Source organism: Martinezella rhizogenes (genome assembly GCF_000799715.1).
GTDB lineage: Bacteria > Pseudomonadota > Alphaproteobacteria > Rhizobiales > Rhizobiaceae > Rhizobium > Rhizobium rhizogenes_C.
This window is the reverse complement of the sequence record NZ_JUHG01000014.1, coordinates 491,445-512,573: the sequence shown is the minus strand read 5'-3', so window position 1 is coordinate 512,573 and position 21,129 is coordinate 491,445. Positions and strand designations below refer to the sequence as shown.

Below are 21,129 nucleotides of genomic sequence, written 5' to 3'. Positions count from 1 at the left end.
CCCTCTTACTGACTGCCGCCGAGGGTCTTGATCGCCTCCGAGAGCGTGCTTTCGCTGCTGTTGGTGAGCGAGGTGATGTTGTCGAAGGCGCGGCTGACCTCGATCAGTTCGGTCATTTCCCGCAGGCCGTTGACGTTGGAATTTTCGAGATAGCCCTGGGCGACGCCAATATTGGAGCGGTCGATCACCGGTTGCGGCGTGTCGGTCGGCAGCACGCCGCTATTGCTGTAGCGCAGGAAGCCCTTGCTGACGTCGGAGGTATAAAGCCCGATCTGACCGACCTGCTTGTCGTTCTGCGTGATCGTGCCATTCGAGGAGACGGTCGGCGCGCCGCCGGTCGCATCGAGCTGGATTGGCGCACCGCCAGGATCGAGGACGGGATAGCCGCGTGCCGAGACCAGCGCGCCGCTGTCCGTCATCGTAAAGCGGCCGTCGCGCGTCAGCACCAGGCCGGCTGGCGTATTGAGGCCGAACCAGGCTTCGCCCTTGACGGCGAAATCGAGAAGATTGCCGGTGTTCTGCAGTTCGCCATTGTCGGTGGAGAGATAGTCGTTGCCCTGCGAGACGAAGGCGACCTTGGCGTTGAGCTTGTTCTCGGTGTTGCTGAGGACCTGATTGAACTTGACCTCGGTGCCACGGAAACCGGTCGTGTTCACATTGGCCATGTTGTCGGCAACCGTCGTCAGACGCCGCTCGAGCGCCATCTGCGATGACAGCGCCACATAGATACCAGACTGCATTTTCAACGCCCTCCGGACATTGGAGAATAACGGGATAAGGAAACGCCCAGGGCGCTCCGACATGTCGTTAGCCGGGCATAGATGCCCTTAGCCGCTACTGTGCCGACATTGGCTTGTGCGAGGCTGACACGACAAAAGGCCCCGCGACAAAGCGCGCCGAACAGCCTCACGCAAGGCAGGTCTCCTACTTGATTTCACGAAGCAATGTTCAGGTGTGGACCGGCGATGAATATTATTATCGGATTTGTAGTGACCTGCGGCTGCATCATTGGCAGCTTCATGGCGATGGGCGGGGATGTGAACGCGCTGTTCCAGCCGTTCGAATTTGTCATCATCGCGGGCGCCGGCATCGGCGGCTTCATCATGGCCAATCCGATGAAGGTCCTGAAGGATTCCGGCAAGGCGCTGGGCGAAGCTTTCCGGCACGCGGTTCCCAAGGAGCGCGACTATCTCGACACTCTCGGCGTGCTCTACGCACTGATGCGGGACCTGCGCACCAAGTCGCGCAACGAGATCGAAGCCCATATCGACAATCCGGAGGAATCCGTGATCTTCCAGGCCGCCCCGACGGTCTTGAAGAACCGGGACCTGACGGCCTTCATCTGCGATTACGTCCGCCTTATCATCATCGGCAATGCCCGCTCGCACGAGATCGAGGCGCTGATGGACGAGGAAATCAACACCATCCAGCACGACAAGATGAAGCCCTATCATGCGATCACGATCATGGGCGATTCCTTCCCGGCCATCGGCATCGTCGCCGCCGTCCTCGGCGTCATCAAGGCGATGAGCCACATCAACGAATCGCCTGAGGTGCTCGGACACCTGATCGGGTCGGCGCTGGTCGGCACCTTCCTCGGCATCATCCTGTCCTACTCCGTCTGCGCGCCGCTGGTGTCGCAGATCAAGATCGTGCGCAACAAGCAGCATCGTCTCTATGTGATCGTGAAGCAGACGCTGCTCGCCTACATGAACGGCTCCGTGCCGCAGGTGGCGCTGGAATATGGCCGCAAGACGATCTCCTCCTACGAGCGGCCGTCCATCGACGCGGTCGAGCAGGAAATGATGAACCCCGGCGGTGAGAGCAAGGCGGCCTGACGATCATGAGCCAACAATCCACCCACCCAAAACAGACGCTGGATCCTGTCCTCTTCGCCAAGCTGACTGGTGGCCTTGGCGACCAGACGACGCTCGCAAGGCTGGGTACGGCCTTCGGCCAAGTCTATGCCGAATTCCTTCCCGACATCATCAAGAGCGAAACCGGCCTGGATGTCTCCGTCGGCTATGCCGGCTGCCGGTCGGGCCTGATGAGCGAGCTTGTCGCCGGCATCGGCGGCAATTGCGTCCTGGTGAACGGCTCCCTGCGCAACTGGTCGCAGAACTTCCTGCTCGGCTGCGGCGCGGGCTTCGTCATGACCTTGATGGAACATATGCTCGGCGCCCAGCCCGAGACGATCGACTCCCCCGCCGCGCGACCGCTTTCGGTGATCGAGCTCGACCTATCCATCATGGTGTTCGACAAGATCGCCAACGTGCTGCGTTCGGCCGTCAACGCGACCGGCGGCTTCGAACCCTATCTGGATCCGCCCTACAATATCGAGGATCGTCCGAAGCCGGTTGCCGGCCAGACCGACGATTTCGCCGCCGCCATCGCGATGACGATCTCACTCGGCAAGACCGTTTCGGAAATCGTCGTCATCGTTCCGCAGTACGAGCTGCTGCGCACCGTGGTCAGCGCGCCGCGGGCGAAGAACCCATCCTCCTCGACGGGCGCATGGGCGGAGCAACTCAACGAGCAGGTGCGCCGCTCGCAGGTGACGCTGGAAGCCCGCATCCGGCTGCAATCGCTGACGCTCGACACGATCTCCAGGCTCGCCGTCGGTGATGTCATTCCCTTCATGGATACCAGCGACGTCCAGGTCGAGGTCAGCGCCAACAGCAAGGACCTTTATGTCTGCGAATTCGGCCGCTCTGGCGAGAACTACACGGTGCGCGTCAAGGACACCGTGAATTCCGACGACGAGCTTCTTCGACACCTGATGAATTGACCGGCCGTCGGGTGCGGCCCGCGCCCACGGCAGCCTGAGGCAAGTTTCAACTGGAATAGTGATTTCATGGCTACGAAGACGACACAGAAAAGCAGCGAGGATTCGCTGGAAATCGCAAGCAGCGACGCCGCATTGGACGAGGCCATCGATGGCCTGCGTGGCGTCCTGAAGAAGGACACCGACGGCGACGCGCCGGATTTCGATCTCGATGCGTTCGGCGCCGAGCCGACCACCAGTCTTTCGGCCTTCGGCGATGAATTCGGCGACGACGCAAGCTCCGCCTTCGGCGCCGGCAATTTCGGCGGCCCCTCCGCCTTTGCCGAACCGGCCGCTCCCGGCAGCGCGCTGAGCGCCAATCTCGACCTGATCATGGATATCCCGATCGACGTCCAGATTGTGCTCGGCAGCAGCCGCATGCAGGTTTCCGGCCTGATGAACCTGACCGAAGGCGCGATTATCGCCCTCGACAAGAAGATCGGCGAACCCGTCGAAATCACCGTGAACGGCCGCTGCATCGGCCGGGGCGAGATTACCGTACTGGAGCATGATGATACCCGGTTCGGCATCAAGCTGATCGAGCTGTCCAACACTAGGGCGAAATGAGTCATTTCGCTCCATTTATTTGATTTTGCATACTATTCCCGAAGATCATTTCGGGATCGGGCAATGAAAGCCTGATTTCTTTTCAGAATAAGCCCACTCCCTGTTCGGGACGGAGATGAAGACCATGATGGACTTTGACGATTTCAGCGGCGCCCTTGCCGAGAAACCGTTGTCTCAGGCCGAGAAGGCCGCAGCCGTTCTCCTTGCCATGGGAAAACAGGTGGCGGGACGGCTGCTGAAATATTTCACGCAGCATGAATTGCAGCTCATCATTGCGTCGGCGCAATCGCTGCGGCTCATTCCGCCCGACGAACTGGCGCAGCTCGTGGCGGAATTCGAGGATCTCTTCACCGAGGGCGCCGGCCTGATGGACAATGCCAAGGCGATCGAGAGCATCCTCGAGGAGGGGTTGACACCCGATGAGGTCGACAGCCTGCTCGGCCGGCGCACGGCCTTCCAGGCCTTTGAGGCCTCGATCTGGGATCGCCTCGGCGAAGCGGACCCGACCTTCGTCGCCAAGTTCTTCCTGCGCGAACATCCGCAAACCATCGCCTATATGCTGTCGATGATGCCATCCTCCTTCGGCGCCAAGATTCTGTTGCAGTTGCCGGAGGCGCAGCGCGCCGACATCATGAACCGCACGGTCAATCTCAAGGATGTCAGCCCGAAAGCGGCGCAGATCATCGAGAACCGGGTCCAGGGACTGATGGTCGAAATCGAGGCTGAGCGTAACGCCTCCGGCTCGACCAAGGTCGCGGATCTGATGAACGAGCTCGACAAGCCGCAGGTCGATACGCTGCTGACGTCGCTCGAAACGCTGAGCAAGGAATCGGTCGACAAGGTGCGGCCGAAGATCTTCCTCTTCGACGACCTCATGCTCATGCCGCAACAGAGCCGCGTTCTGCTGCTCAACGACATCGCCTCGGATATCATCACCATGGCACTGCGCGGCTCGACCATGGATATCCGGGAAACCGTCCTCGCATCGATCAGCCCGCGCCAGCGCCGCATGATCGAATCCGATCTGCAGGTGCCCAGCAACGGCGTCAATGCGCGTGAAATCGCCGTTGCCCGGCGCGCCATCGCGCAGGAAGCCATCCGGCTCGCCAATTCCGGTCAGATCGAGCTCAAGGCCAAGGACATGACACCTGTGGAGAAAGCCGCGTAAGTTCAGCGCGACTCACCTGAATCGTCCTAGACTGTTCAAAACAGGGCCGCGCATGTTGCGCGGCCTCTTTCCGTTTCGCGAAGGGCGGCTGCTTTGGCTGACGAAGACAAGGACAGTAAAACAGAGAAACCGACGGAGAAAAAACTCCGAGACACGATGGACAAGGGCAATGTGCCCCACTCCAGGGAAGCCACGATCTTTGCTTCCATGCTGGCAACGGTCATCTACGTCACCTTCTTCCTGCCGGAGCGTGTGGGGCGCATGGGCGAAGTGCTGCGCGACCTCTTCGAGAAGCCGGATCAGTGGCAGCTCGAAACGGGAACGGACGCCCTTTCGCTATTTACCCGTATCGGCTGGGAAGTCGGCAATCTGTTGCTGCCCGCCATCGTTCTTTTCTTCATCTTCGGCATTGGCTCATCAATGTTCCAGAACCTGCCGACACCGGTTCTCGACCGCATACAGCCGAAATTTTCGCGCATATCGCCTGTTTCCGGCTGGAACCGCCTCTTCAGCACATCGGGCCTCGTGGAATTCGGCAAGTCACTCGCCAAGATCGTGGTGGTCGGCATCATCATGTACTTCGTGCTGCGCGGCCAGTTCTTCCACGCGATCGACTCGCTCGCTTCCGATCCGCAGACGATTTTCGTACGGTTGTCGACCATCGTCCAGCGAATCCTGACCATCGTACTGCTGGCCACCGCCGTCGTCGGCATCGCCGACGTGGCGTGGAGCCGCCACCATTGGTTCGACCAGCTGAAGATGACCAAGCAGGAGATCAAGGACGAGTACAAGCAGTCGCAGGGCGATCCGATCGTCAAGTCGCGCCAGCGCTCGGTTGCCCGCGATCGCGCCCGCCGGCGCATGATAAAGCAGGTGCCGCGCGCAACCCTGATCATCGCCAATCCGACCCATTTCGCCGTGGCGCTGCGCTATGTCCGCGAGGAAGGCGATGCGCCCGTGGTCGTTGCCAAGGGCCAGGATCTCATCGCGCTGAAAATCAGGGAGATCGCCGAGGCAAATGGCATCCCGATTTTCGAAGATCCGCCACTCGCGCGCTCCATGTTTGCGCAAGTCTCGGTCGATAGTGTCATCCCGTCAGTATTTTACAAGGCCGTCGCAGAGCTAATCCATCGGATCTACGCACAGTCGAATAGAACACGGGTACGATAAATTAAATGAAAAAATGCCCCTACTCTGCTCAACGTGAACGCATTCTCGCTGAGGCCATCAGCCCGGTCGCCAGCGAATTGCGGCTCCTCGACGCCGCCGATCTGATTTCGCTGCTGCGATTCGAACGCTACGGCAATCTCGCGGATCTCGTCGCTTCGGCCGCCGAGCTCTATTTTCTTCCCGGCATCGTCAATTTCGGGCTCGGCGGCGATTACAAGCTCGATTGGAGCGGCCCGGCCGAGGTCACGATCGACCTCGAAATCAAGCCGCGCGGCGTCACCATCTACGCCAAGCTCGCGCTTGCCGACCATCACGCCGGCATCGAGATCAACCATATCGCCTTCGAGAAAGCATCCGCCGACCCGGATGAGAATACGGCACTTCTCGCCCGCAGCCTCAAAGACGCCCGCTATGCGATCGGTGACGCGACGCAAGCGGCGTAGGCAAGGCTCGAACAATCCCGATCGAACGATGAAGATCCGCTGAGGAGCGTCGGTGTCAGCTGATGTAACCGAAGCGGATCGCCTTCGCGATCGCCTGGATGCGATTGACGCTGTCGAGCTTGATCGTCGCCGAGCCGAGATAGGCGTTGACGGTATGCACCGACAAACCGAGCTTTTCGGCGATCTCCTCGCTGATTCGGCCATCGCCGGCCAGTTGCAGACAGGCGATCTCGCGATCGCTCAGTGCTTCGGCGGCCGGCGAGCGGCGCTCATCCAGCGACAAAAGCTCCATCATGATCTGGCAGCTGCGGCCATGCAGCTCGACGATCATGTCGCTTGCAACGTCCATGAACTTCGCGGTGAAGACGATATAGCCATTGCCGACCGAACCCAGGCGCACCGGGAAGGCGACGCCGGCGAAAGGCAGGAGATGCGGTTTCAGGCGCTGGGTGAAAGCGGCAAAATCCGGCGTCTCGGCCGTGCTGTCACTGTCGCGGCCGTTCCACATCAGCGGCAGCAGCGATTTCTCGATATGTTCGATCATCGCCTCGCCATAGGCCTCGACGAAAGCCTTGTTCATGACAGGATTGGCCGAGCCCCAGTTCTCCAGTTCGCAGACCAGGCGCTGCTTGCTCGGCAAGCCGGAACCGTTGACGCGATAGACGGCAAAATTCTGCGCGTCGATCAACTTCTGCATCGACACCAGCTTCGGGAAGAGATCGGAGCGGCCGGATATCCGATTCGAACGGGTAAGTTTCGTCTGGCCCGGCGTGTCCGTCGTCCTATCCGGCTGATATCGCATTCAATGGGCCTTCAAACGAGGTTGTTTCTGACGGCAAAAGCGATCGCTTCCGACCGCGTTTTCGTCGCGGTCTTGCGCATGACGCTGGTGATGTAGTTGTTGATGGTATTGCGCGAGATACCGAGGATCATGGCGATCTCGTCGCTGGTCTTGCCTTCGGCAATCCAGAACAGGCATTCCAGTTCGCGCTCGGTCAGATCAAAATCGCGCTCCAGCTTGCCTTCCACGCTACGGCTGAAGCTGGCGAAATAACCCGCCAGCAGCCCGACATCGCGCAGCCGCTCGGGGGACAGCAACAGGCTGTCGCGAGCCAGCAGCATCAGCGAGAACCGCGTGCGCCCGACATTGAAGGTCAGCGCGCAATAATGACGGCTGACGCCTTCCGGCAGCTCGACATCATCGGGCAGGAAGGCAAAATTCGGCTGGAACAGCGACATGGATTTTTCCAGCTCGCCGGCACGGCCATAACCGCTCGTGAGTTCTGAAGCCAGGCGCCGGACGAGATCGAAGGGCCAATCCGAGGATACGACGAAATCGAGCCCGCTCTCCTGGATGAGATCGCAGCGCGCCAGAAGATAATAGGCGGCGCCGACATAATCCGTCAGTACACGCAAACCGGGCTGGAGATAGGCGGGGCCGGCGACGGCAGTCAGTTGCAGAATGAGCTGATCGCGCGACATGGCGTTGGAAGGAGCGGCTGCTCGCGCATCCTTATCGCTCTTGCTCGCTTGCGATATCTGCATGTCCATTTTCTGCGTTTCCTGCCACTGTCAGACGATCAGACGTCAACGAAAGCATTGCTCGGTCTGGACCCGGCGCATAACTTCGAAAACCGACATCGATTTTCAGAGAGGTATCCGCGCCAACTTAAATTACAGCTATTCCTCATAGGCATTCGCGCGGCGCGTGGGCGCTAACATGAATTCCACTTCGGCAATTGCATTGACGCGAATCGCCAAAACACAATCAACAAACCATAGACTGATTTCCCCGCATCCCGGCGTCTTCAATCTCTGAATTCACCAAGCGTGGATTTCACAGCCCGATTCGCGCCGATTCGGCGCTGTTGCGGACAGGTGAGCCGACTGTAAGTCGATTCTTTCTACCCAGCAATGAAATTTCCGGTCTCAGGCTTGCTTGCCAACACCTCATACAGCCTGATTTCGTGACGTTGGCTTGCAGCAAATATTCGCGAAATCCAGGATTGCAATGGCGCGGCGGCATACTATCCATTCATGCGAAAGGACCGGGCCATTCATGCGAAAAGACCGGGATCTCTCCCGGTCTTGTTCTCAGGCGGCCTTGTTCTCAAGCGGCCTTGTCGACAGCCCATTTTCTGAGGATCTTGGCGGCGCGCTCCTCGCTGATCTCCACCATGCGCGAGAGGCGACGCTCCGGCCCTTCCTTGACGCGGCGATTGAAGGTGCCGCTGTCCTCGCCCATCGTCAGCAGGTCGTCGGTGCTGTCGAAGCCGAAATCCGAACCGAAACCGTCCATCAGCGCGGCACCGGGTCCGCCGACCGCGCCGGGCGCGAAGTCCGGCAATTCCAGGCCGGCCGCATCCGGCAGGGCGGTGCCGTTGGCTCCGCCGCCAAGCGAGCGGATCAGTGGGCGGAAGCCCATCCAGATGATAAGGACGGCCACCGCGACGAAGGCGAGCGAATTGATGATGCCGGCGATGTTGCGGCTCAGCACATCCATGATGTTGAGACCCGAGGCGTTGTCGTCGAGCAGCTGGGTGTCGAGGAAATCCATCGCATTGACGGTGACCACGTCGCCGCGGCTGGGATCGACGCCGGCGGCGGTTGCGACGATCTTCTGCATCTCGGCGATATAGGCGTCGACCTTAGCCGGATCGGCCGGTTGCCCGACCATCTGGGCGATACGGCCCTTGTTGACCACCACGGCGACCGACAGCTTCTCAATCTTGTAGCTGTTGCGGGTCGTTGCGATCGTCTTGCTGTTGATTTCGTAGTTGGTCTGCTCTTCGCGCTTGTCGGTCTGGTCGTTCGATGTCGGCCCGTTGCCGCCGGCCTGGGGCGCGGCTTGCGGAATGTTCTGTTCGACGGTTGCCGCCGTGTCCGACTGGCGCTGTTGCGACTTCTGCGCTTCCTTGGTGGTGCGCACCGAACGCTCGACCTTCGACTCCGGGTCGAAGGTGGTTTCCTGTACCTGCTGGCTGTCGGTATTGAGCTGGGCCGTCACGCTGGAGCGGAAATTGTCCATGCCGAGGAAGGGCGCCAGGGCCTTGTCGATATTCGATGCGACTTCGCTCTGGACATTCTGCACGATACCAAGATTGCGGTTCAGCGCACCATTGCTTTGATCGTCACCGGAGGCGAGCAACTGCCCGGTGGAGTCAAGAATCGTGACATCGTCAACCTCCAGACCAGGAACGGCAGAGGCGACGAGATGGCGGATGGCCTGGGCTGCCTTGCGCGCCGCTTCGGCATTGGCCCGGATCATGACAGAGGCCGTCGGCTTCTGATCCGCCTTCCGGAAGTTGCCGACATCCTGCATGACAATGTGGACGCGCGCCGCGCTGATGCCCGAAATCGAGGTGATCGTGCGGCCGATTTCGCCTTCGAGCGCGCGGACACGGGTCACTTCCTGCATGAAGGAGGTCAGGCCGAGCGAGCCGACATTGTCGAACAGTTCATAGCCGGCATTGGTGCTGTTCGGCAGGCCGCGCTCGGCGAGAAGCGCGCGGGCCTTGCCGGTCATGCCTGTCGGCACGGTCAGGCTGGTGCCATCCGTGCCCACCTGGAAGTTGATGTTGGCTTCGGCAAGCGCAATGCTGATCTGATTGAGATCGGTCGCATCCAGGCCGACATAAAGTGTCTCCTGAGCGGGCTTGTTGACGTAGAGGGCTGCAAACAGGACCAACGCCACGGACAAAATGCCCACGCCGGCGAGAGTCAGCAACCGCGTCCTCCCGAGATTCTGCAGATTCCTGAACAAGGGAACTAATTGATTTAACAGATTCATTCTGTTCTCGCACGATTCGTCAAAGACCTGATGGCTTTGTGCCCTGCAGCGAAGATAGGAATCGAAACTTGTGCGAGCGTTTCGTCCGGCAGGAAGAACGAAGGAAAGCGGGTAAAACTATTTAAAAAACTATAGGAAAAACAACGGCGGGTATCAGCGGTTGCGGTCAGAAGAAATCGAAGTCGCCGGCGGCCTTGGCGAGAGGCTGGGAATGACCATGACGGCCGCTGCCGCCGAGCGCCTTCTGCATCTCGGTGAGCTTGACCAGACTCAGCGCCGTCGCGACATCGACCATCCAGCCATCCGGCATGTCGCCGGTGATGGTGTCGATAAACTCGGCAATGCCGCGCGTCTTCTGCACGGCGAGGTCGATGCCCTGCATGACCTTCATCGCATCAGGCGATTCCAGCACGTTGACGCCGCTGAGATCGAGCAGTTGCGGCTCGATACGCTCGATCAGATAGGCGATATCGTGCAATTCCGCCACGATCCGCAACAGGATGGCGGGAAGCGCCTCCTGCATGGCCGTCATATTGGCGCGCTGGATATTGGTCATCGGGTCGTCCTCGCTGATCAGAAAAATTCGATCGCATTGTCGGCGGGCTTCGGGGCTGCAACGGGGCGCTGTTCCAGGGCCACGGTCTTCTGCGTCTCGGCGCCGGTTAGCGGATATTGCCGCGCACGGCCGGAAACAGGCCAGTATTCCACCTTGCGTCCATGCTCGCCGCCCGTACTGGAGCCGACCACCGGGATGCCTTCATCCCGCAGGAACTGCATGGCAAAGGCCGCGTTCTGTTCGCCAACATTGGAGAAGGTGGCAATTGTCTTCGCGCCGCCAAAAACCTTCGCCTCCAGCCGGTCGCGGCGCGCGCCCTGCTTCAGAAGACCGTTGATCAGCAGTTCCATCAGATGCACGCCGTAGCGCGTGGCGTCGCCGCCGCTCGTCGGCGAGGACGCCATTCCCGGCAGCAGGAAATGGTTCATGCCGCCAACACCAGCCACCGGATCGCGCAAGCATGCCGCCACGCACGAGCCGAGAATGGTCGCCAGCACCACTTCGGGATCGCCGATGACCTTATACTCGCCCTGAATGATGTGCACGCGACGGGCAGCGGCCTCAAGGATCATTTCAGTGCTCCGAACACGGCCTCGATCGCAGCCTTCATCTTTTCGATGGTAAAGGGCTTGGCGAGAACATTGTTGGCGCCAAGCGCGGCTGCCTTCTGCACCAGGGCACGATCGCCCTGCGCTGTCAGGATGATGAAGGCGGCCTTCTTCGTTGCCGGATTGGTGCGCACGGCCTGCAACAGGCCGAGACCATCCATCTTCGGCATGTTGAAGTCCGAGATCACCAGATGATGCGGCTGCTGCTGCATGATCTTCATGCCCTGCTCACCGTCGCCGGCGGCAGTGATCTGCTTGAAGCCCAATTGCGTCAGCGCGTCGCTTAGCAACAGGCGACTGGTGACCTGATCGTCGACGATTAGAACTTTGATTTTTTCCGCTAGAGACATTATTCGCTCCCTTCCTTTCGGGCGGCTGTTACTTTCAATATTTCCTCGCCAATGGCGTTCAGCGGAAACTGCTGTTCGACTGCGCCGAGCTCGAATGCGACCCTCGGCATTCCATAGACCACGCAGGTCTTTTCGTTCTGACCGATGGTGCGCGCGCCGGCATGGCGCATCTTGAGAAGACCGGCGGCGCCATCGCGCCCCATGCCGGTCAGGATCACGCCCACGGCATTGCGGCCGGCAAGCTCGGCCACCGAATCGAACAGCGCGTCGACGGAAGGGCGATGGCCGTTGACCGGCCCACCCTCGACCAGCCGGCAATGCGGCGCCGAGGCGCTGGCCACCTGCAGATGCCTTTCGCCGCCAGGGGCCAGATAGATCTTGCCGATCTCCAGCCGCGCGCCGTCGCTCGCCTCCTGCACCACGGGGGCGCAGAGACGGTTGAGGCGCTCGGCGAAACTGCGGGTGAAACTCGGCGGCATATGCTGGGTGATGACCGTCGGCGGGCAATTGGCCGGGAATTTCTGGAGCACCGCGATCAGGGCCTCGACACCGCCGGTGGACGAGCCGATCGCCACGATCTTGCGGCCGACGCGGAAATCCGCGACCGCGGGCGGCGGGACATGGCTGGCGGAAGGCTTGACGAATTGCCGCTGCGAGCGGGCCGCCGCCTTCACCTTTTCCGCCAGATCGCCGAAGGGGCGCGGCTCGCCTGGGACCGGCTTGCCGACGCAATCGAACGCGCCGATCTCAAGGGCGGCGAGCGTCGCCTCGGCGCCGCGATGCGTCATGGTCGAGACCATGATGACCGGCATGGGCCTGAGCGTCATGATCTTTTCGAGGAAGTCGAGGCCGTTCATGTTCGGCATCTCGATATCGAGCGTCACGACGTCGGGATTGAGCGCCTTGATCGCGGCGCGTGCTTCCATCGCGTCCCCGGCCTGGCCGATGACGTCGACCTCCGGATCAGAGCGCAGGACGGCTGTGATCAGGCCGCGCATGGTGGGCGAGTCGTCGACGACGAGGACGCGGGCGGGAGCGATCATGGTTTTCTCCCCGCATGCTTGCCGATATGGCGATAGGTGGTGATGCCGATATTGTCGAAAAGGTGCTTGGCGTCGCCGGCGACCCGCTCGGAATGGCCGATATAGAGATGGCCGTTGTCTTGCAGCTGCCCGGCGAAACGCGACCAGATTTTCGTTTGCGTTGGCTCGTCGAAATAGATGACGACGTTACGGCAGAAGATGACGTCGAAGCTGCCCTTGAATGGCCACTGCGCCAGGAGGTTCAGTTCGTTATAGGTGATCAGCCGCTTGACGCGATCGTCGATCTGGAACTTGCGGCGCCCCTGGATCTCCACCTCCTGGAACCATTGCTTGCGCATGGCGGGCGAGACGGTTTCGAGCGCGGCTTCGTCATAGGCGCCCACGCGGGCGAGGCCGAGGATCTTCGGATCGATATCCGTTGCCAGGATCCTGAAATCGAGGTCCGCCGCGTTCGGCGCCAGCGACAGAACCGTGAGTGCGATGGAGTAGGGCTCCTGTCCGTCGGAACAGGCCGCCGACCAGATGCGGACGCGGCCGCCGGCCTTGGCGCGCGCCAGAAGACCGGGCAGCACCTCGTCGCGCAGATGGTCGAAATGATGATTCTCGCGAAAGAAGCGGGTGAAATTGGTGGTCAGGTGCGACAGCATCTCGCGCCGCTGGACGGCCCCCGCCGGCGCGGAAACCAGCTGGCAATAGTCGCGGAAGCCCGGCAGGCCCAGTGTGCGGATATGCTTGGACAGCCGCGAATAGACCAGCGAAGCCTTGGTCTCGTTGAGAGAGATACCGGCGTCCGAATAGATCATGGCGGCAATCTCGGTGAGGTCGCGGCGGGTCAGCGGATATTCACCGCTGGCCAGAACTTCGTCCGGGGATGCTCTCAGATCTGTTGCTCCCATCACGCTCATGCGGCCTGGCTTTCGTGTTCGGGGAACAGGGTTTCGAGTTCGAGGAGACAGATCATCCGGCGGTCGATCGCCAGGACGCCGCGCGCGAACTGCCGCTCATGGTCGGAAGAGACTTCCGGCGTTGGCTGGATCGTGTCGTCAGCGACCGTGAGGATATCCGACACGCCGTCGACCAAGAGACCGGCGACCTGGCGCTTGACCTGCGCGACGATGATCACATGCCGCACGGTCGGCTCGGCGCGCTTCATGCCGAGCCGGGCCGAGAGGTCGACGATCGGCAGCACCGCGCCGCGCAGATTGATCACACCGAGCATGTATGCCGGCGCATGCGGCATGGCGGTTGCCGGCGTCCAGCCGCGAATTTCGCGGACGGACATGATGTCGACGCAGAACTCCTGATCGCCGATTCGGAAGGCGATCAGCTCTCGGGCACCCTGGGTCAGGCTCTTGATCGCGTAGGACATAGGCTCAACCCACCGCTGCGTAGGACATTTCAGCCTTCAGCGACTGGCCGCGCGAGGCGCCGACCACGGCATCGACATCGAGGATGAGCGCGACGCGCCCGTCACCGAGGATGGTCGCAGCTGCGATGCCGGGGACATGCGTGTAGTTTGCTTCGAGGCTCTTGATGACGACCTGGCGCTGGCCCTGGATGGCGTCGACCATCAGGGCGCGCTGTCCGCCGCCTTCGGATTCCACCAACAACGCGACACCTTCGACCGGATCAGCCTGGGTGGCGCGGAAATTCAGGATGCGCCCGACATCCACCAGCGGGCAGAAGCTGTTGCGGATCGAGATCAGGCGGTGGTTGGCGCCGAAAGAATGGATGGCGGCGGCTTCCGGCTGCAGGGTCTCGACGATCGCGGTCAGCGGCACGACCAGCGTCTGGCCGGCCACCGTTACCACCATGCCGTCGAGGACGGCGAGCGTCAGCGGCAGGCTCATGGTGAAGACCGAGCCATGTCCCGGCTTGGAGCTGATGTTGATGCGGCCGCCGAGCGCCTGGATCGAGCGCTTGACCACGTCCATGCCGACGCCACGGCCGGAAATGTCAGAGATCTTGTCGGCGGTCGAAAAGCCCGGCAGGAAGATCAGGTTGTCGATTTCCTCGTCGGAAAGATTGGCGTCTGCGGCGATCAGATCGTTGTCGATCGCCTTCTGGCGGACCTTCTCGCGGTTGATGCCGGCGCCGTCGTCGGCCAGTTCGATCAGGATGCGGCCGGAGCGATGCTTTGCCGTCAGGCGAACCGTGCCCTCCGGGTTCTTGCCGAGTGCCGCGCGCTTTTCCGGGGTCTCGACGCCATGGTCGACCGCGTTGCGGATCATGTGGGTCAATGGCTCGGCCAGCTTGTCGATGACCGTCTTGTCGACTTCGGTGTTTTCACCCTCGGTGATCAGACGGATCGACTTGCCGGTCATGTCGGCGATTTCGCGGACGATGCGCGACATGCGCTGGAAGACCGGCTTCACCGGCTGCGCGCGGATCGCCATGACGCTGTCCTGGATCTCGCGGGTGAGCTGCTGCAGCTCCTCGAGACCCATATTGATCGAGGACGTACCGTTATTGTCATTCTCGATGACGCTCTGCGACAACATCGCCTGGTTGATAACCAGTTCGCCGACGAGGTTGATCAGGCGGTCGACGCGGTCGAGATCGACGCGGATGGTCTGGCCGACGCCGGCCGCGGCGGCGTTGTTCTGCGTGGCGGCACTGGCAGCAGCAGCGGCGGCTGCCGCGGCTTCTTTCTTTTCGACGCGGGCGGCGGCGAGTTGCGCGATATTGGTTGCCGTCTCGGCGGCGGCAACGGCGGCGGCCGCATCGTTCGGTGCTTCTTCGACAGCTTGCGCGGTCTGCCCGGCACTATCATCATCGAGAGCGGAGAGATCGAAGGGCACCGGCACCATGGGCAGCTCGTCGTCACCCTTGGAGGCGGCGGCATCCTCGATCCGCCTGACATCGAGCTCGCAATCCCACTCGGCGAATTCGAAGACAGTGCGGATGGCATCTTCACCCTTGTCCGTCCGGACCGAGATCGTCCAGGCGAAATAGGCGCCTTCAGCGTCGATTTCGTCCAGGCCCGGCAAGGCTTCCATGTCGCAGTGGACACTCAACTCACCGATTCGCGCGAGATCGCGCAGCAGCAACGTCGCATCATTGCCCTTGGCGTAGAGATCGGCGCGCGGCTTGAAGCTGACCTGGTATTCCGGCACGGCCACGGACACGTCGTCAGCGCCGAAATCATCGTCGAAGCTGAAGGGGATCGGCTGGAAACCGCTATCATCCACCGGAGCGGGCGCGACGCTGACCGGGGCCCTTGGCTTCACCTGCTTCGGGGCGGGTTCACTGGCGGCGGACGACGTGGGCAATTCGCCGTGGGCCAGCGCCTCCAGTTCCTTGACCAGTCCCCTGCTGCGGGTTGGATCGACGCTGCCGCCGTCGCGGGCGACATTGGTCAGATCCGCCAGCACGTCGGCGGCCTTGAGCATGACCTTCAGGACATCCTGGGTCGGCTCCAGCTTGTTGGACCGAACGCAATCGAGCGTCGTCTCGAAGACATGGGCGAAAGAGACGAGGTCGTCGAGACCGAAGGCCCCTGCCCCACCCTTGATGGAATGAACGGCGCGGAAGACGGCATTGACGGTTTCCGGGTCACGGTCGCCGTCATTCAATTTCAGGAGACCGGACTCCAGTTCGGCGAGCTGCTCCTCGCACTCCTGGAAGAAAATCTCTTTGATTTCGTTCATATCCATGAGGGACGGATCCTGTTTAAGCGGTTACACGCTCGATGGCATCGATCAGCTTGGCGGGGTCGAAAGGCTTGACGATCCAGCCCGTCGCACCGGCCTGGCGGGCACGGTTCTTCTTCTCGGCATCGCTTTCGGTCGTCAGGACCAGGATCGGGATGGCGCGATACTTGTCGTTGCGGCGCACGCCCTCGATAAAGCCGAAGCCGTCAAGGCGCGGCATGTTGATGTCAGTGACGATGACATCAGGATTGGCTTCCTCGAGGATCTCGAGACCTTCGACGCCATCTTCGGCTTGAATGGTCTCGAAGCCGGCATTGTTGAGGGTGACGAGAAGCATGTTTCGAATGGTCCGTGAATCGTCCACGGTCAGCACTTTTTTCTTCATTGCCGGATCTCCTTGGCAAGCAGGTGATCGATGTCGATACCGATCATCTGCATCGTTTTTTGAAATGCATCCGACACCTTCGAAAAGGTGAAGGACAGCTTGTCTTCATCCCAAGTCTTGGCGGCGGCCATGATGACCTGAATGCACAAAGCGCCGATCCTTTCGACGCTGGAGGCATCGATCGCGACATTGCTGCCGCGCAGCCCCATCAGCTTGCCGCGAAGCGCCGAGGCCTCGTTGAGGTCCAGCACCGCGGCCAGACTGACTGTCTTTTCGCCTTTCCTGCTCGCCATCGCTTCAATCCTTGTTGCCTGAAATTGGGCTCCACGGCCCGCATGCGCATGAAATAGAGTGGTCAATAAGCATTCCGCTCGCCCCCAATCGCTGCCCTGCGAGGCGGAAAGTCGAATTCGACAGCCTCGTCCTGCTCACGCCGGGCGTAGACGTCGTCGTGCCGAGGGACCGGGAAGCGTTGCGCGCCGACCGCTGAACGTGGCGCCACCGCATGGCGCCGTTCGCGTTCAAGGCGGAATTCTCGGATCGTGCGGCCGAGGTCGAGGATGGTGTCTTGAAGGTGATCGGCGCCCTCCTGCGAACGACCGGCGAGGCTGCCGGCAGAAGAAGCGCGTTCGCTGAGGCTGCCGATCTCGACCGTCACGCTGCGCAGGCCCGCGGCCTGTTCGTCGGTGGCGGCGGCGATGCCGGAGATAGCGTCGTTGATATCGGTCACCTGACGGACGATGCTGCCGATCGCCTCCTGTGTGCGACCGACCATCCGCACGCCGGCGTCGACCTGTGCCTTGGTGCCCGTCACCAACACCTTGATCTCTCGGGCGGCGTCAGCGGAGCGTTGGGCAAGCGCGCGGACTTCCTGGGCAACGACCGCGAAACCACGGCCGCTATCGCCGGCACGCGCCGCTTCGATACCGGCGTTGAGGGCCAGGAGGTTGGTCTGGAAAGCGATCTCGTCGATGACGCCGATGATCTGGCCGATCTTTTCAGCCGAAGTCTCGATATCTGCCATGGCGGAGATGGCCTGGCCGACAACCTGACCGCTGTCTTCGACTGCAACGCGCGTGGAGGCGGCGGCGCGCTCGGCCGACCGGGTGCTCGTCGCATTGCCGCGAACCTGATCGGCGAGATCGGCGAGCTGCCTCGCCGAGGTGGCGAGCCCCTTGGATTGCTCCGTGGAATCGTGAGCGAGGGACCGGGAATCACGAGCGATGGCATTCGTCGCCGCTTCGGCCGCCTGCACACCGCCGGACAGTGCCGTAAACTGCTGTTGGATATCGTCTAGCGCGGCGTTCAGCGCTTCCACCAATTCGGCGTAGGCCGGAGGGGCATCGGCCGGCATGCGGACGGTAAGATCGCGCTCGGCAAGGCCCTGGATGACATCGGCGAAGAGATCAGCCGCCTCGGCCTGATCGGTGGCCCGCTGATCGGCCAGCGCGCGCTGGTGATTGAGGCGCAATTCGTTGAAGCGCAGCGATACTGCAATTTCGACATCGACCATGACGAGGCGAACGGCGACCTTGACCAGTTCGCTCAGCTCACGGGCACGGCGCTTGGTTCCGGGCAAAACGGCCCGGCCGCCGATCTCTCCGACGATACCGGCCAGAATATGCTCCAGGACCACGCCATGGCCGGCAACGTGCCAGCGCGGGTCGAGCCCCATCTTGCTTTCGCTGTCGGAGAGAACCTTGACACGCTCGGCATAGAGACTGTCGAAGCGGGCATCGGTCAGCACGTCCCAGTGCGAGGACTGCAGATCCTGCAGCCGTTCAAGCTGGCTCTCGCTGGCAAAATTGCGGGCGGCATCGGGAAAAGTCTGGAAACGGTGAAAGAGATCGCGCAGGCCGGCTTTCAAATGGGTCTCGAGCATCGGCCGGTTGCGGCGCACGATCTCGCATTGCTCGGCGGCGAGCCCCGCAAAACGCAGCCGATCGCGAAGGCTTCCCGCCTGCGCCCGCCCTGCCTGATCTGACGGCGAATCCTGCGCCAAAATTGCCCCTGCCGAACTGCCGGACGCAAAGAGCCCCGGCGAAAACCGCTTATGATCGGGTTCAGATGCGATGAGAGGACGAGAAAGGGCGCACGTCGCCGTCGATCCATCGATCGGGGCACACTGAAGCTCGCTCGTTCATCAAAGTCTGTTCCCGGACCTGTTTGATGAGATTGATACCGGATCTGGCCCGGTACGACGGGGCGGCTTCATGCCTGGTGAGAACGAGTAACAATTTTCCCATTCCGACGTGCAGGCTCCATGTTTATGGTTAATTCCTTGCTTGAAGGTTAATAGCCACCGCTCGCTTCTCCGTTTTAATTTGAACTGTTCCCGATTCAATTTCGCTCACCGGCCAATCGGAGTAAAACCGGGGCCGGCCGCAAGTCACGGGCAAGCTTCATGCTTTAATCTTGCAAGTAGAGACACCTTCGATGTCGACGTGGAGAGAGCAATGATTGTTCTTGGTTTGACTGCCCTGTTGACCGCCGGCATGACGCTTGCCGCCTTCACATTTCTGAGCCGCCTCGAACAGGTGCGCGTGAAGACCTCTCCGCGAGTGCTCTGAAAACTTCTTCCCGATCCCGTAAGCGACACAAATCTCTTATGAAAGGGTCCTATGAGCGCGGCATCACGCCGCGCTTTCCGTCGTCTTTCCCTAGTGTCGGGAGCTGGCGTCGAGCTCGATAGTTCCGTATGAAGCCTCACTACCCGGCACCGAGATCGACCTTTTAATGTCCGATACGACCCACTCTGCAACAAGCCACCAGAGACTTTCGCTGCGGCTTGCTCTCACCATCATCTTCGGCGTCACGTTTTGGCGCGTGATCATGCTCGTCTTCAACAGGACGGATCTGTTCGTCGACGAGGCGCAATACTGGTTCTGGGGGCAGAACCTCGATTTCGGCTATTATTCCAAGCCGCCGATGATCGCCTGGGTGATCCGTTTCTTCAATACGATATCGGGATCGGACTCGACCTTCTGGATCCGCGTCTCCGCGCCGCTTTTCCATCTCGCCACGGCACTGATGCTGATGCTGACGACGCGGCGGCTGTTTACCGAGGATACGGGAGAAGAGATCGCACCCTGGGTCGGCGTCATCTTCATTACCCTGCCCGCCGCCTCGCTGTCGGCGGTGCTGGTATCGACCGATACGATCCAGATCCTGTTCATCACCATTGCCATATGGGCCTTTCTCGGCCTCACCCGGCGCTCGTCCGTCCTCGAGGCGCTGATCCTCGGCGCCAGCCTCGGCATTGCCTTCCTGACGAAATATTCGGTGCTTTTCCTGCTGCCGGGCGTCGGCATCGTCATGCTGACCTTGCGTTCGGCGCGCATTGCCTGGCGCGACGTGATCATCGCTGCCATCGTCGGCGCCATCGTTGTTTTCCCGAACCTCTGGTGGAACTTCGCCCATGACGCGGCGACGGTGCGGCATACCGAGAGCATCGCCCGGTGGAATGGCGGAGGTAATGGCGGAGGGCTGCTACAACACCTGCTCGGCGGCCTCGGCTTCCTCGGCGCGCAATTTGGCGTCGTCGGCCCCGTCATCTTCTACGCCATGCTCTGGGCCGCCTGGCGGATGATCCGCGGGCAAAGCGACGACAGGGAAAAACTGCTCTTCTGGCTGTCGGTCCCGGTCGTCCTCATGATTACGTTGCAGGCACTGTTCGCCAAAGCCTATGCCAACTGGGCCGTCGCCGCCTATGCCGCCGGCACCATCCTCGCCGTCTGGATTCTGTATCGCCTGACGAAGAAAGGCCTCGTCGTTTCGCTGATCATCGGCGCCGTCGTTGCCTTCCTGCTGCCGGTGCTGACCGTCCTTGCCTATGACATCAAGCTGCCGAACGGCGATCTGGTGATGAAGCGCTATGTCGGGCGCAGCGCCATCAGCCTGGAAGTCGCCGATATCGCCGCCAAGGCGAATTTGCCCGACATTGTCTCCAGCGACCGGGATATTCTCGGTGACTTGTTCTATACGCTGAAGGGCCAGGCCTATCGCATCCATGCCCGCAACTTCGGCGGCTTCCCGAAGAGCTATTACGAGCAGAACTTCTCGCTGCCCTCGAATACGACCGCCGATGTGCTCTATGTCGACGACGCGCCGCTCGATTGCACGGTCGGTCGAGCGGAACTGATCAAGAGCTGGTCGCCCGAATTCGGCTATAAGAAGGGCAAGACGATCTACGCCTATCGCGTTTCACCAGCCTGCCTGGCGCCTAATCCCTAATTCTGGCCCTCACCCTGGTTCGGGGCGCGACGTGGACAGACGCCCCAGCCAAGCTCCGGCATTTCCGCGAAGACGACGCCTCCCTCTTCGAAGGCGAGGCGCAATTGCGCCTCCGTTGCCCGGTGAATATCATGATGGCCGCCCTCATAGTCACGTATAGTGCTTCGTGACACGCCGGCTCTTTCGGCAATGTCCGACTGCGTCCAGTCCAGCAACCCACGCGCGGCGCGGCAGAGCGCGGGGGTGAGAATCATTGGTTTACCGCCTTGATTCACAATCAAAAACCACCCATATTGGTCAACATAAGCCAAATATGTCATAAATTGCGCGGGATTTCCA

22 protein-coding genes are annotated in these 21,129 nt (G+C 61.1%); 7 read left to right on the top strand and 15 right to left on the bottom strand.

The features are described from left to right. Positions 1-5: 5 nt before the first annotated feature. Entirely contained in the window at positions 6-740 is a 735-nt protein-coding gene (gene flgF, locus EX00_RS19990) for a flagellar basal-body rod protein FlgF (protein ID WP_047461706.1), read from the bottom strand. A 225-nt stretch (positions 741-965) separates the two neighbouring features. On the opposite strand from flgF, the gene motA reads away from it, so the two are divergent. The 6 genes from motA (at position 966) to EX00_RS19960 (ending at position 6,172) form a co-directional block, all read left to right on the top strand. After that, positions 966-1,838: a flagellar motor stator protein MotA gene (motA, locus tag EX00_RS19985; RefSeq protein WP_047461703.1), complete on the top strand. Its 873-nt coding sequence runs from the start codon at positions 966-968 to the stop codon at positions 1,836-1,838. Positions 1,839-1,840: 2 nt separating this feature from the next. Continuing rightward, the gene (locus EX00_RS19980; RefSeq protein WP_404944027.1) at positions 1,841-2,788 is read left to right on the top strand and encodes a FliM/FliN family flagellar motor switch protein; all 948 of its coding nucleotides are present in this window, start codon (positions 1,841-1,843) and stop codon (positions 2,786-2,788) included. Between the two features lie 66 nt (positions 2,789-2,854). Further along, a complete protein-coding gene (gene fliN / locus EX00_RS19975) occupies positions 2,855-3,391 on the top strand; it encodes a flagellar motor switch protein FliN (protein ID WP_047461698.1) in 537 nt (178 codons plus the stop codon). 124 nt (positions 3,392-3,515) lie between these two features. Beyond that, entirely contained in the window at positions 3,516-4,559 is a 1,044-nt protein-coding gene (gene fliG / locus EX00_RS19970; protein WP_047461696.1) for a flagellar motor switch protein FliG, read from the top strand. 93 nt (positions 4,560-4,652) lie between these two features. Then, complete coding sequence (gene flhB / locus EX00_RS19965; protein WP_047461693.1) at positions 4,653-5,729, top strand: flagellar biosynthesis protein FlhB; 1,077 nt, start codon at positions 4,653-4,655, stop codon at positions 5,727-5,729. Between the two features lie 5 nt (positions 5,730-5,734). Further along, positions 5,735-6,172 (top strand): hypothetical protein, encoded by a 438-nt coding sequence (locus EX00_RS19960; RefSeq protein ID WP_047461690.1) that lies wholly within the window; start codon positions 5,735-5,737, stop codon positions 6,170-6,172. A 55-nt stretch (positions 6,173-6,227) separates the two neighbouring features. On the opposite strand, the gene visR is transcribed toward EX00_RS19960, so the two are convergent. The 13 genes from visR to EX00_RS19895 all read right to left on the bottom strand — a co-directional run bounded on the left by visR (position 6,228) and on the right by EX00_RS19895 (position 18,559). Next, complete coding sequence (gene visR / locus EX00_RS19955; RefSeq protein ID WP_047461687.1) at positions 6,228-6,974, bottom strand: transcriptional regulator VisR; 747 nt, start codon at positions 6,972-6,974, stop codon at positions 6,228-6,230. An 11-nt stretch (positions 6,975-6,985) separates the two neighbouring features. Further along, complete coding sequence (visN, locus tag EX00_RS19950; protein WP_047461685.1) at positions 6,986-7,723, bottom strand: transcriptional regulator VisN; 738 nt, start codon at positions 7,721-7,723, stop codon at positions 6,986-6,988. A gap of 559 nt (positions 7,724-8,282) precedes the next feature. Beyond that, the gene (gene fliF, locus EX00_RS19945) at positions 8,283-9,962 is read right to left on the bottom strand and encodes a flagellar basal-body MS-ring/collar protein FliF (protein WP_047461682.1); all 1,680 of its coding nucleotides are present in this window, start codon (positions 9,960-9,962) and stop codon (positions 8,283-8,285) included. A 166-nt stretch (positions 9,963-10,128) separates the two neighbouring features. Continuing rightward, positions 10,129-10,518 (bottom strand): chemotaxis protein CheT, encoded by a 390-nt coding sequence (gene cheT, locus EX00_RS19940; RefSeq protein ID WP_047461679.1) that lies wholly within the window; start codon positions 10,516-10,518, stop codon positions 10,129-10,131. Positions 10,519-10,535: 17 nt separating this feature from the next. After that, positions 10,536-11,090, bottom strand: a complete 555-nt coding sequence (cheD, locus tag EX00_RS19935) for a chemoreceptor glutamine deamidase CheD (protein ID WP_047461676.1) — start codon at positions 11,088-11,090, stop codon at positions 10,536-10,538. Then, complete coding sequence (locus tag EX00_RS19930) at positions 11,087-11,476, bottom strand: response regulator (protein WP_047461673.1); 390 nt, start codon at positions 11,474-11,476, stop codon at positions 11,087-11,089. The genes cheD and EX00_RS19930 overlap by 4 nt, the downstream gene beginning before the upstream one ends. Beyond that, positions 11,476-12,519: a protein-glutamate O-methylesterase CheB gene (gene cheB, locus EX00_RS19925; protein ID WP_047461670.1), complete on the bottom strand. Its 1,044-nt coding sequence runs from the start codon at positions 12,517-12,519 to the stop codon at positions 11,476-11,478. The genes EX00_RS19930 and cheB overlap by 1 nt, the downstream gene beginning before the upstream one ends. Continuing rightward, complete coding sequence (gene cheR / locus EX00_RS19920) at positions 12,516-13,424, bottom strand: protein-glutamate O-methyltransferase CheR (RefSeq protein ID WP_047461667.1); 909 nt, start codon at positions 13,422-13,424, stop codon at positions 12,516-12,518. The genes cheB and cheR overlap by 4 nt, the downstream gene beginning before the upstream one ends. After that, on the bottom strand, positions 13,421-13,888 hold the full coding sequence (locus EX00_RS19915) for a chemotaxis protein CheW (protein WP_047461664.1): 468 nt from the start codon (positions 13,886-13,888) through the stop codon (positions 13,421-13,423). Before EX00_RS19915 ends, cheR begins: the two co-directional genes overlap by 4 nt. 4 nt (positions 13,889-13,892) lie before the next feature. Beyond that, the gene (locus EX00_RS19910) at positions 13,893-16,175 is read right to left on the bottom strand and encodes a chemotaxis protein CheA (protein WP_047461661.1); all 2,283 of its coding nucleotides are present in this window, start codon (positions 16,173-16,175) and stop codon (positions 13,893-13,895) included. A gap of 16 nt (positions 16,176-16,191) precedes the next feature. Beyond that, positions 16,192-16,557, bottom strand: a complete 366-nt coding sequence (gene cheY1, locus EX00_RS19905; protein WP_047461659.1) for a chemotaxis response regulator CheY1 — start codon at positions 16,555-16,557, stop codon at positions 16,192-16,194. Beyond that, positions 16,554-16,850, bottom strand: coding sequence for an STAS domain-containing protein (locus tag EX00_RS19900; protein WP_047461656.1), 297 nt, complete (start codon positions 16,848-16,850; stop codon positions 16,554-16,556). Before EX00_RS19900 ends, cheY1 begins: the two co-directional genes overlap by 4 nt. Before the next feature lie 62 nt (positions 16,851-16,912). Continuing rightward, positions 16,913-18,559 (bottom strand): globin-coupled sensor protein, encoded by a 1,647-nt coding sequence (locus tag EX00_RS19895; RefSeq protein ID WP_047461653.1) that lies wholly within the window; start codon positions 18,557-18,559, stop codon positions 16,913-16,915. A 734-nt stretch (positions 18,560-19,293) separates the two neighbouring features. On the opposite strand from EX00_RS19895, the gene EX00_RS19890 reads away from it, so the two are divergent. After that, the gene (locus EX00_RS19890) at positions 19,294-20,790 is read left to right on the top strand and encodes an ArnT family glycosyltransferase (RefSeq protein ID WP_047461650.1); all 1,497 of its coding nucleotides are present in this window, start codon (positions 19,294-19,296) and stop codon (positions 20,788-20,790) included. Here EX00_RS19890 and EX00_RS19885 read toward each other — a convergent pair. Continuing rightward, entirely contained in the window at positions 20,787-21,110 is a 324-nt protein-coding gene (locus tag EX00_RS19885) for a helix-turn-helix domain-containing protein (protein ID WP_052210798.1), read from the bottom strand. The two genes, EX00_RS19890 and EX00_RS19885, sit on opposite strands and share 4 nt — an antisense overlap. Positions 21,111-21,129: the final 19 nt, after the last annotated feature.